The organism is Candidatus Albibeggiatoa sp. nov. BB20, assembly GCA_016744725.1.
Lineage (GTDB): Bacteria > Pseudomonadota > Gammaproteobacteria > Beggiatoales > Beggiatoaceae > Albibeggiatoa.
Map to the genome: position 1 here is coordinate 1 of JADGDW010000141.1, position 12,489 is coordinate 12,489.

The window sequence follows — 12,489 nt, forward strand, 5'->3', positions numbered from 1 at the left end:
ATACTGTACTGCTACTATAAATAGAAAGATGATATTTAATGCTAAAATGCAAGGGCAGCCAAGTTTGTTTAGAGTATATTAACTCTAATCATCCAGTAAAAATAAGTATATTTTATTTAAATAATTATAGTGGTTATAGGTTATTTTTATAAATAATGATAGGGATGAAATTATGTTGAAAAGAATGCTATTGCTGGCTATACACCATCTGAAGTGGTTTATAGGCCTTTATTTACTGAATATATCAATGCTTGTTCAAGCGGATACGCAAGGTGGGCTAGCATGGCTAATTAACCAAGCTCAATCAGATGGAAGCTACAGTACTGAAACTGATTTAGCCACTCATTTTCAAGCGACAGCGGCAAGCTGGCAAACATTGTCTACACTAGGCGAAACCCCTCAAACTCAAGCTTCTATGACAGATGCTTTAGGGTTTGTTAATACAGAATCTTTCCCAAGTACTGAAAATCTAGCCAATACTCTATTAATTCGTGCTTTAGCCAATGAATCTACAGATGAATTGGTCACTGAATTAGTCAGTCGGCTGCAAGAAGATGGTGGATTAGGCGATTTAGCAGGCTATCAACGAACAGAATTAGATACGGTGTTTGCTTTAGAGGCTCTTGCAACAGCTCATGTTTTAGAAGCGAATCGAGATAAGTTTTTTGCAACTATTGATTATTTATTAAAATCTCCATTATTTAATAGCAACGGTCAAATTAGTAATACAGCATCAACTTATGTCACTGCACTGACTATGCACGCCCTTTGGCAATATCGCCATGATGTCAGCAATATTCCTTCTCTTGATATTAACGGCTTTTTAGACAAAGCTAAAACCTATTTATTGACCCAGTTATCACAAGAAACCCATGAAAACTTTGAATTAGCATTGGCTTTAATCGCAATTGCTCCAATATTGTCTAATCTTGATGAAACTAGTAGTTATGTTGATTTGCTCAATATGGCACAGCTTGATAATGGCAGTTGGGATAATGATGTCTATACAACCGCGTTGGCTTTGCGAGCACTGAAATTAACAGATAATACTTCCAGTGATATTGTTGATGGCAATCCTAATAATCCAAGCAATCCAGACTTACCAATATTAAAAGGTGTTGTGATGGATTCCACCACCAACACGCCTTTATCTAACGTCGAAATTAAACTAATTTCTGGCGAAAATATCCAATTATGGACAACAGATGAAGAAGGCGGTTTTGAAATTCAAGATTTGCAATATTTAGATGGAGAATTGTCTTTTATCATTGATGGTTTTGTTGCGCTAAATTTACCGCTTGGTGTGAAATCAGGTGAAGTGTTTGATTTAGGACAAGTCCGTTTGCGTCCTGAAATAGGTGAACCTTTATTGCCTGATTTAATAGTTGAAACAATGTTTTTTCAAATCCCAATGGATGCTCAATCATTAGTTGTTTCAGGTGATATTTCAGCGGATGTCAAAAATATTGGTACAGTTTCAACTTCGCAAAATATTAGTTTAATCGCGTTCCATGACAAAAATCAAGATAACATTTATCAAGCTGATTCAGATGATATTTTATTGGGTGAAGAAACTATTGAGCAAAATTTAGCAAGTGATGAAACGCTTTCAATTAATATCAATGTAGAAGGGCAATTGCCTTTTAGAGATGCACCTATCACTGTGCTGCTTGATAGCCGACAAGTTATTGCTGAATTAAAAGAAGATAATAATAGTGGTACAACCTCTCAAGATTGTGAAGTCAATAATATTTCATTTGATTTGGTAGAAATGTTTAGTCTGTCTGGTGGTGAGATAATTCATACGCCAATTGTCGCACCACTTCAAGATACTAATAGTGATGGGATTATTAACCAAGATGATACACCTATGGTTATTTTGAATTCTGGTAGAAGTGAAGACCATTCTGGTTATCTAACGGCTTACTATGGAGATGCAGGGAAACAGCTATGGATTAGTGGTGGTACAGCTCGAGGGACTGTACCCGCAGTAGGCGATATAAATGCTGATGGAAAACCTGAAATTATTACTTTTCAAGGTGGATATACAAGCCATGTGGTTGCTCTTGATAATAATGGTAAGGAATTATGGAAAAGTACTGAGACTATATATACAGCGTCTACAGGTATAACTCTTGCTGATTTAGATGGTGATGGACAGGCTGAAATTCTAGCAGGTTATTTAGTGTTAGATTCACAAGGTAACTTGCTTTGGAAAATGGATGGGTATAATGATGTAAGCCGTGGTAGTCATCAAATACCCATTGTAGCGGATTTAGACTTGGATGGTTCTCCAGAAGTTATTAGAAACCTGTATGCATATAAAATTAATGAGCAAAAACAAGGAGAACTATATTGGTCTGTTGAAGACTTAGTCGATAGACCTGTAGATTTAGGATATACAGTCACAGGACAATTTGATGATGACCCTTATCCTGAAGTTGTAACAGTCTTATTCGGAAGAGTGTATCTATTTGAGCATGATGGCACTTTAAAATGGGGGCCTGTTAAGTTTGTAAATCAAAATGCTGGCCCAAAAAAATTTTGGGATAACCATCAAAAGCCAGGAAATGCGCCTTTAATTGCTGATTTAGATAATGATGGTTACATGAATATCGGTGTTATGTGTAGAGGGAGAGATAATGAAGGGTATCTTAGAAGTTATTATCAGGTCTTTGATCACAATGGTACTCTACAGTGGTTCGATGATTCAATTTATGATGGTAGTACTGCAACAAGCTCATCTGCATTTGATTTTAATGGGGATGGGCAGCTTGAAATTGCTTATCATGGTGAATATAATTTTTATATCTTTGATGGTAGTAATGGTAATGTGCTTGCTAAAACACCAAACCGTTCTCTAACTTGGATTGAAAACCCAACTATTGTAGATGTGAATAATGATGGTCATGCAAATGTTCTATTTTCTGGTTTTGATGGTGTTCGTGTTTTCCAAAATAAAGAAAATTCATGGATGCCAGCCCGTAATATCTGGAATCAACATGCCTATAGCATTACTAATATCAACGATGATTTAAGTATTCCACGAGTTCAACCTAATTCAGAGAATGTCCATCAGCAAAAGCAATTGGGTACATTGATACCGAAAGGGGCAGACCTCACAGCAGGTCGTTTCTTGTTAATTGATAATGGTTTAGATAACCCTGTCACTCTGCAAGTACGGATTGGTAATGCAGGTTTAGAGCAATCCCTAGCTGATACACCTGTCACGTTTTATCTAGGTGATCCTGCAAATGGTGGGGTTGTACTTGGTTCAGTTAGTTTAGACGCACTTGAGCCAAATACTTATATCGATGTGCAATTTGACACTGTATTATCAGACTTTACTCAAACTTTATATGCTGTGGTTGATGAGCAAAACACGTTAGAAGAATGTAATGAAGGTAATAATAGTATTTCATTATCGGTAAATGCTAATCAATCAACCTTAGCACAGCTCGTCGATCATCTTGCAATCAATGGCTCTACTTACAAACCAAATACCTCTGTTGTCATTGATTACAATGTAGAAAATCAAGGCTTATTCCCAGCAACATTCCAAGCTGAAATTCTTATCATAGATGCCAATGGCGATGTAGTTGCAACGGTACAAGCACCAAGTTCAGAAAGCCTACAAAGCAATGAGACTATTAACCAGCAAGCCGCTTGGAATACAGGTACAACGCTGGCGGGCTACTATCAAGCAAACTTACGCTTAACCACAACCGATGGTGAATTGATTACAGAACAACAGCAAGGCTTTATCATTGAAGCAGCTGCAGAAACTCAAATTAAATCACGCATTACCACAGATAAACTAACCTATCACAGCACAGACTTGGTTCAACTGAGTGCTTTAATCCAAAATCAAACATTGAATGTGTTGCTTGAAGATGCACCATTGCAGATCACGATCCTTGATCCAAATCAGCAGGTTATTTACATTGAAACCAGAGAGATTCAATCCTTAACGCCACAAGGTATGCAAGAATTATTAATTCCTTACATGCTTAAAGATGCTGTGGCAGGTACTTATACTGTTGAATTAACTGCACTCAAAGCAGATGGTTCAACTTTAGCGTCACAAACCACCTCTTTTGAAGTTCAGGAAAGCTTAGAACTGGTCTTATCTGGCAGCATTGCAATGCAGACGGTATCTCAAACTCAACAATGTACTTCAACAATCACTTACTCAGGTGACCAAGATATAACGGCATTACCTCTTCAATATTTACTATTAAATGTTGAACAGCAAACAGTGATTGAGACTGAAACCGAGACTGTCAATTTAGCCTCTGATGGATTGCATACTAAGACGGTAGAATATTTTACTCATATCTTACCTGCGGCAGAATATGCGTGTGTGTTACAAGCACAAATTGATGGTGAATGGCAAACCTTAGATTTCCAAGTCTTTAATCATGACAATATATTAGCCAGTGAATGTAGCACCGTCTATGCAATTCATGACCAAGAGCTGGATACGACACAATTATTCACTTATGACCTTAATCAACGCTTGATTGCCGCACTAGGCCCTGTTTATCCTGAATATGATTTAGAAGGCATGGATATTCACCCTCATACGCACAAGTTGTATGCGAGTACGGGACATAAAAATGCCATCTTATATCTGGTTGATGGATTCACTGGTGATTTAATGCCTATTGGTTTGATTGGGTTTGACGATGTAGTTGCACTGTCATTTGATGCGACGGGGCAACTTTGGGGCTGGTCAAAACAAGGCTTAATCACCATTGACATCACCACAGCTCAAGCTCAATTAGTCTTGGCGAGTTCAGCCCATGTTGAAGGTTTAGCTTGGAACAATGACAACAGTTTATTGTATGCCACAGCCTCTGACCCTACAGGTAAAAACACTACACTTTGGGCGTATGATCCAACAACAAGCAGCTTTACTGTGCATTGTGAAAATCTTGCTGGTGAAATTGAAAGTTTGGAAGTGCTACCAGATGATACTTTGGCGTTTGGCATCCACAATGATAACAAGCTCGGTTTATACGCTTATGATCCAGCAGCCTGTCAAGTGGTTGAACAAGCGAAAATTATCACCTTATTCAACGACATTGAGGCAATTGCATGGCCAACCGTGGATTGCACTACACAACAAGCGGCATTACGTGCATTCCTCTCCGCCTTATCTGATGAGAGCTTCATCGATGAAAATCGCAATGTCCGTATCGTGTTAGAAGGGCAAACCTATTCTGGGCAATTAGCTGAATCAATTACGCAAGGTGCAATCCCTGTTAATGCTGAACTTAATCTGGTTGCTATTCCCGATGCGAATGATGATGGCCTAGATGACTTCCTCATCACTTACCCCGATGGTACGCAACAGGTGTTGTATTACCTTGGATTAAGTCAAAACTAACTTTCTATTTCACTTTCTCATTTTGATGCCTGAGTCAGCTACGGTGCTGATTTAGGCAGGATTCACCAAGATTTATAAAGGATACACAATGGAAGAACAATATTCTTATTCGCGGCTTATGAAGGTGACATCGCTTACCGTCATAATCGCCTTTACCATGATGCTGTTAGAACCGACAGCGGTTGCAGCTCAAGTGCTATATGACGACTATCAACAAGTTTTAGCCGACTCTGCTCGTGAAGATGCGAAACAATTAGAGGCCACTTTAAAAACTGTTGAGTCTCAGTTACAAAACTGGCAAAACGGTTCACGTCAAACCCGCTCAGGTGCTTTGCAATCAGATGTGGTTAAACTAAAACGCCAAGTGCAACAATTTGATGATTCGGTACAAACTGATTTTGATAACACTTTGCAGCATTTGAAAGATCAACAATTGCCAGAGACGGTTATTCAGCGTCATTTAGATACGGTGGCAGAATATCAAGCCAATGTGAATACTTTGTTAGCGAACTTGGATAGCTTAATTAATGCAGAAACTGAAGCGGCGATCACGGCTCAACTTGAAACCACTTTGCAGCATTTACAACCATTATTAACTCAAGGTCATCATGCTGAGTTTGACCCCAACAATTTACCGTTTAGTATTCCAAGTGCAGACAATACCCGTGCGCCATTGGAAGATGCAACCGCGTTAAAAGATTTGTTTCCACAAAGTCGTCAAGTGCGTTCGTCTAATGCACCTAGCAATGATGATTTAGCGGCAACTGAAGATGTACAAATTACACCAGCGATTGAAGAGCTTGCGCAAAGTTTAGAGCATAATCCAGTGAAAATTTACAACTGGGTACATGATAATATTCAATATATTCCGACACATGGTTCAATTCAAGGTAGTCAATTGACCTTAGATAATGGTGCAGGTAATGCGGTAGATACAGCGAGTTTATTGATTGCGTTGTTACGTGCGTCTGGGATTCATGCGCGTTATGCGTATGGCACGGTACGGATTCCTGTTGAACAAGCGATGAATTGGGTCGGTGGTGTGACTGCACCTGAGGCGGCTGTACAGTTATTAGCCCAAGGTGGTATTCCTTCAGTTACCAGTCAAACCCAACAAGGCAAGATTACGCATGTCAAAATGGAGCATGTTTGGGTAGATGCGTGGGTTGATTTTGTGCCGAGTCGTGGTGCTGTGAATAAAACGGGTGACACTTGGGTTTCAATGGATGCCAGTTTTAAACAGTATGAATTTACTGAAGGTATGGATTTGCAAAATGAAGTGGCATTTGATGCTGAAGGTTTTGTGAATCATATTCGTAACACATCTATCCAAAATGAAGATGAAGGCTGGGTGCAAAATGTTGATCATACTTTCATCCAAAATCAATTACAAAGTTATCAAACTCAGATAGAAACCTACCTACAGCAAAATAATCCAGATGCAATTGATGATGAAATACTTCGTAATCAAATTGTTATTTCTAGCAATCGTACTCAATTAGCTGCAAGCTTGCCTTATACATTACTTCAAAGTGGTAATCAATTTACGACTTTACCAAATAGTATGCGTCATCATTTTAGCTTTGCGCTTTATCGCTCAGTTGTTGACCAAAAACTGGACAATCCTGTTTTTCATTTTCAACATAATCTTACAGAATTAGCAAGCAAACGTGTAACATTCTCTTTTAAACCTGCAACTGAGGCAGACCAAAAATTAATTGAGTCTTATTTACCAGAACTTGCAGAAGGAGATATGTTTAATATTGATGATTTGCCTGATTCATTACCGGGTTATTTAATTCGATTGACTGCTGAGTTTAAAGTTGATGGAGAAGTTGTGTATAGTGCTGGTGGCTTTAAAATGGGGCAAGAACTCTACACCACCACAAAAATTTCACGCGTGACAGGTGGTGAGTACAGTGCTGAAAACAAGCCAATTGCAGGAGAATATTATGTTATTGGTATCAACCCGCAAGGTATTAGTAATACTTATGCTGCCTCTATTCAAGGTCAATATGTTGAGGATGTTTTAGAAAAGGCTGTATTGTCTTACTTTCAAAACAATGACTTTGTTCTCAATAAAATGAGTCAGATAGGGCAAGCTATAGGCTACCGCCTTCCTTCTTTTGGTACTTTTTCCACCAGCTTACAGCCTATATATCGCTTCGGCATCCCTCAAGATGTTGGTATGAGTGGTATCTTAGTGGATATGGATGTGATTGCGCAATCCTTATGGAGTATTAATAACGATGCAGAAGTCAGTCGACAGGCAGCCCAACAAGTGGGTTTGTTATCTTCAGCTTTTGAGCATCTTGTTCCAGAACATTTTTTTACTACACAAGAATATCCTGGGGAAGGAGTATCCGCAGTAAAAGCACTTGGTATTGCCAATCAGCAGGGACAAAAAATCTATCAAATTAGCCAAGAAAATATTGAAGTATTATTACCTTTAGTGAAAGCAACAGAAGATACTAAACAAGACATCATCAGTTTTGTAAATGCTGGGAATGGTGTCATTGTTCATGAAGAAAATATTACTGTAGATGGTTGGACAGGCATAGGCTATATTACGACTGATCCCATAACAGGTGCTGGGGCTTATCGGATTACGGGCGGAGATAATGGTGGTGCATTAAAGCCAAGTAATTTGAAAGTTCAGCTAAAGAAAGCTGTGAAAGAGGGTTTGCGTGCTATTGTAAATATGCTTTTGCCCAAAGACCCATGTGACTCTGGCGGCTCTCTTCTATTAAGTGTTCTTGCAATAATGGCTGTATTTACGGTTATATTGGTGATCGTTAAAGCAAACCCTATGTTATCTATAGCAGGTAAAGCTTTAGATATTAGGAAAGCAATGTCTCAAGCATTAACAGCTGCTTTGGTTCTTGCTTCAACTAATGCTATGGCTGATGATGATAAGTGTAAACCTTCTAAAGCAGATTGTAAGAAGACGAAGAAGATTCTCAAACAAGCCCACACTAGGTTATCTCAAAAATATGGTGTAAATTTATCCTCTGAAAGAGTAGCTACATTGAAGGCAAAAGTACTTGATAAATCAATTTCGAGTATAGATTTACCTGGTACTCTACAAAGAGAAATTCCCATAAAAGGCAAAACATTAGCAGAGGTTGAAGAAATGTGTAAATAATATTTATAGGTAAACATCTGGGGTTAACTTTTTATAAAATAATTTGGTTTGCTTCAGATGATTTAAACTATTTTTAACAACTTATCAAAGGCAGTTTATAACTAGGAAACTAATAATGAATAGCGTAATATATATTGATGAAAAGCCTCTTGATGAATTATTACAATTGTTTAATTGTGATATATCTGATGATATTGATTTTTATACAGTAATTGCCTATAGTATTGGAATATCAGATATCAATTACTTAATTAAAAATATAACACAATTCAATAGAAATCAACTTATTGGTATTATTTTCGCCTTTTCTCATATTTCTGAGCCTGCTAAAAAAATTGAATCCATTCTTGATAGTCTAGTTGCCACTGATAATCCAACAATTTTAGATGATTCTATGATTCTATCTGCAGTTATACGGGTTCTTCGTCTTCGAGGAAAACAAGGTAGGTGGGACAATATACAAAAATATCTATATCACAATTCAATATATATAAGGGGAGCTTGTTTGGAGTATGCGGCTTTTTCTTTACCTGTGGATATATCAATGGAGCTATTAATTTTTGGTTTAGATGATAAGGATGCAATTGTTCGTGAAGTAGCAATGGATGAGATTTTAGACTTAACGATAGAAGAGAATTTTCCCGAAAAATGGTTGAGTAAGATAATTAATAAATTTAGAGATTTACTAACTGATAATGATGAATATATAAGAGGTTATGCCCAATCATCATTAGAATCTTTAACTAAGGAAAATTTAGCGCGGTAGATTGGATTGATAAACGAAGCCCAACATTTATTTAGCTCGTTCCCAAGTTCTGAGGCTGTAAAAGAACTGTAAAAATAACGATTTTAATGATTGTAAATTGTTGATTTTACACAGTCCTAAATCGAAAAAACGTAGTTCTTTTACAGCCTCTCTACTTGGTAATAGCTCGTTACCAAATTCTATTTGGTAATGCCTGTCTATCAAGCTCTGCTTGAAGAAAGATAAAGAAATCTCACATGGGACGAAGTCGCTATAAAATCCTGAATGAGCAATACCCCCATTTTCACACATGCACTGTGGTAGGTTGGCAACCTATATTCACTCGAACTGATTCTGTGCAAATTCTATTAGATAGTTTCGTATGGCTACAGGAAAATACTGACTTCCAACTTCATGCTTACGTTATTTTAGAAAATCATTTACACTTCATATCAACAGCAACCCAACATAGCAAACGTATTCAACAGTTTAAAGGATATACTGCAAGGCGTATTATCGACTTATTAGAAGAAAAGCACGTCACAACCATATTAAGACATTTAGCTTTTTACAAGCGCAAAGATAAAACAAAAAGCCGCTACCAATTGTGGCAAGAAGGTTCGCATCCACAAGAATTGTCAACAAAAAGTCTGTTTGAACAACGCTTAAACTACATTCACCACAATCCTGTCAAACGCGGCTATGTAGAACAATCAGAACATTGGCGTTATTCAAGTGCTAAAGACTATCTAACGCAAACAACAGGTCTCATTCCTATTCATGTTTTATATTGACTATTCAAGCAGAGCTTGATGGACAGGCATTACCAAATAGAATTTGGTAACGAGCTAAATTAAACTAAATATTTGCTTATTCAAGTATGGATATTTGGAGTTTGATTGAGAGTACTTCCTAGCTTCCAGCAATTGTTATTATATTTTTGCTTTGTCCCAAAAATAATTCTTTTGGTAAAATTTTGCTTTGAAACTTAGGTGTTTTTATAGTATATACAACAATATCAGTTTGTTTTAGCATTATAAAGTGGGCAGTAACTATCAATGAAAAACATATGGATAAATATTGGCTTATCTATTCAAATATTGGGGCCTATAATTGTATATGCTGTTTTTGATATTCAGAATTCTACAATATTACTAATAGCCTGTGGCATTATTTTCTCTATAGGGGGGCTTATACTTTTTTACAATGATTTTTATAGTCAACATAAATAACTTAGCTTGGCTCATTACTATGCGTGGTAGCGTGGTAGGTTGGGTTGAGGAACGAAGCCCAACATCTATTGTTTAAGAAAACTGCGATAGCTCGTTACCAAGTTCTGAGGCTGTAAAAGAACTGCAAAAATAACGATTTTAATGATCGTAAGTTGTTGATTTTACACAATCCTAAATCGAAAAAACGTGGTTCTTTTACAGCCTCTCTACTTGGTAATGCCTGCCTATCAAGCTCTGCTTGAAGAAAGATAAAGAAACCTAACATGGGACGAAGTCGCTATAAAATCCTGAATTGAATGAGCAATACCCCCATTTTCACACATGCACTGTGGTAGGTTGGCAACCTATATTTACTCGAACCGATTCTGTGCAAATTCTATTAGATAGTTTCGTATGGCTACAGGAAAATACTGACTTTCAACTTCATGCTTACGTTATTTTAGAAAATCATTTACACTTCATATCAACAGCAACCCAACATAGCAAACGTATTCAACAGTTTAAAGGATATACTGCAAGGCGTATGGCTCGTTACCAAGCGCGGTAGGTTGGGTTGAGGAACGAAGCCCAACATCTATTGTTTAAGAATGTTGCAATTTTGTTGAGCTTCCTTCGTCAGCACAACCTACGCGGGCTATTGCCTTTAGTGAAAGTAACAGAAGGCACTAAACAAGATATCATCAATTTTGTGAATGCTGGTAATGGTGTCGTTATTCATGAAGAAAGTATTACTGTAGATGGTTGGATAGGCATGGGTTATATTGCGACTGATTCTACAACAGGTGCAGGAGCTTATCGGATTACTGGAGGGGATAATGGTGGTGCAATAATGACTGGTGTTTTGTTGAAAGCAAAACTTAAAAAGGCTTTGAAGATTGGGCTTGCTGGTATTATAGCTTTGCTTTTACCTAAAGACCCTTGCGAACCAGGTTCACTAGTGTTAAGTGTTATTGCAATAACAATTGTATTTGGAGCTATATTAGCACTTCTTAACTCAAATCCTGTATTGGCTGCAGCGGCTAAAGGTTTAAATGTTAGAAAAGCAATGTCTGAGGCATTAATAGCTACTTTCGTTATGACGTCAGCAACAAATGCTATGGCTGATGATGGTGAAGGTGATGATTGTGAAACAAAATGTGACCCAGAACCAGATACTCTGTGCTGGTCGTATGATCATGAAGGAGCTGCTCATCCAACACGACCTGATGGTCAAAAACGGACTCCTCATTACCATACCTGGAAACACAATCTAGCAAAAGCAAAAAAGAGATGTTTCTGGAATAAAAGATTAGATGCAGAATTTACATACTCTCCTGAATTTGATGAGAATGTAGAATTGATGATGAAACCATGTTATTACTATGAGTCTTGGTGGAATGTTCATGGCAGAAGAAACAGAGGTTCGTAATATTATGAGTGAATTTGTTTCGACTGGGCTGAATATTAAGAAACTATATTCAGGCTTCATCCCATCTGCTGGTTCAGCTGCTTGGGAACGTGATATTGCATTATTTGAATCAGTTAAAGCAGAGTTTGGGCTGTATCAAAATTTTATGCAATTGCTTGATTCTGAAAGTGAAAAAAATTTTAGGAAGTTAGGAGGCTTTATCCTTTCAGAAAGCAAGTCAGTACTTATATCTTTAGATATATTAAAGACAACCTTAGATGCTATAGAGTATTTAGACGAAGTATATTTACCAGCAGAGTGGAAATGGGAAATATTAGGCTTAGATGTATGTGAGGCTAATGGGCTTTATTCATTTTTGGAAATGACTAGTATTGATGGTAAGTTTAAATTGTTTAAGGAAGAACAATTGCTTGACGCACTTACAGCATGTGAAAAAGCAAACTTTGCAATTCCTGAACACTCACCCTTTGTTGTTGCTCGATTAAGGAGACTTATATCTATATAGCTCGTTACCAAGCACGGTAGGTTGGGTTGAGGAACAAAGCCCAACATTTATTGTTTAAGAAA

General features: G+C 37.4%; 7 protein-coding genes. All 7 read left to right on the forward strand.

Going from position 1 to position 12,489, the window contains the following annotated elements; genetic code table 11:
• Nucleotides 1-247: 247 nt before the first annotated feature.
• The 7 genes from ABXH34_RS14420 (at nt 248) to ABXH34_RS14450 (ending at nt 12,427) form a co-directional block, all read left to right on the forward strand.
• Entirely contained in the window at nt 248-5,392 is a 5,145-nt protein-coding gene (locus tag ABXH34_RS14420) for an FG-GAP-like repeat-containing protein (RefSeq protein WP_353572585.1), read from the forward strand.
• Nucleotides 5,393-5,480: 88 nt separating this feature from the next.
• A complete protein-coding gene (locus ABXH34_RS14425; protein ID WP_353572586.1) occupies nt 5,481-8,537 on the forward strand; it encodes a transglutaminase-like domain-containing protein in 3,057 nt (1,018 codons plus the stop codon).
• 115 nt (nt 8,538-8,652) lie between these two features.
• Nucleotides 8,653-9,303, forward strand: a complete 651-nt coding sequence (locus tag ABXH34_RS14430) for a HEAT repeat domain-containing protein (RefSeq protein ID WP_353572587.1) — start codon at nt 8,653-8,655, stop codon at nt 9,301-9,303.
• A 236-nt stretch (nt 9,304-9,539) separates the two neighbouring features.
• A complete protein-coding gene (locus ABXH34_RS14435) occupies nt 9,540-10,076 on the forward strand; it encodes an REP-associated tyrosine transposase (protein WP_353572588.1) in 537 nt (178 codons plus the stop codon).
• 766 nt (nt 10,077-10,842) lie between these two features.
• Nucleotides 10,843-11,061 carry a transposase gene (locus ABXH34_RS14440; RefSeq protein ID WP_353572589.1) on the forward strand — a complete coding sequence of 73 codons (219 nt, stop codon included), beginning with the start codon at nt 10,843-10,845 and terminating at the stop codon, nt 11,059-11,061.
• 99 nt (nt 11,062-11,160) lie between these two features.
• Entirely contained in the window at nt 11,161-11,922 is a 762-nt protein-coding gene (locus ABXH34_RS14445; protein WP_353572590.1) for a hypothetical protein, read from the forward strand.
• Nucleotides 11,897-12,427 (forward strand): hypothetical protein, encoded by a 531-nt coding sequence (locus tag ABXH34_RS14450; protein ID WP_353572591.1) that lies wholly within the window; start codon nt 11,897-11,899, stop codon nt 12,425-12,427. Before ABXH34_RS14445 ends, ABXH34_RS14450 begins: the two co-directional genes overlap by 26 nt.
• Nucleotides 12,428-12,489 lie beyond the last annotated feature (62 nt).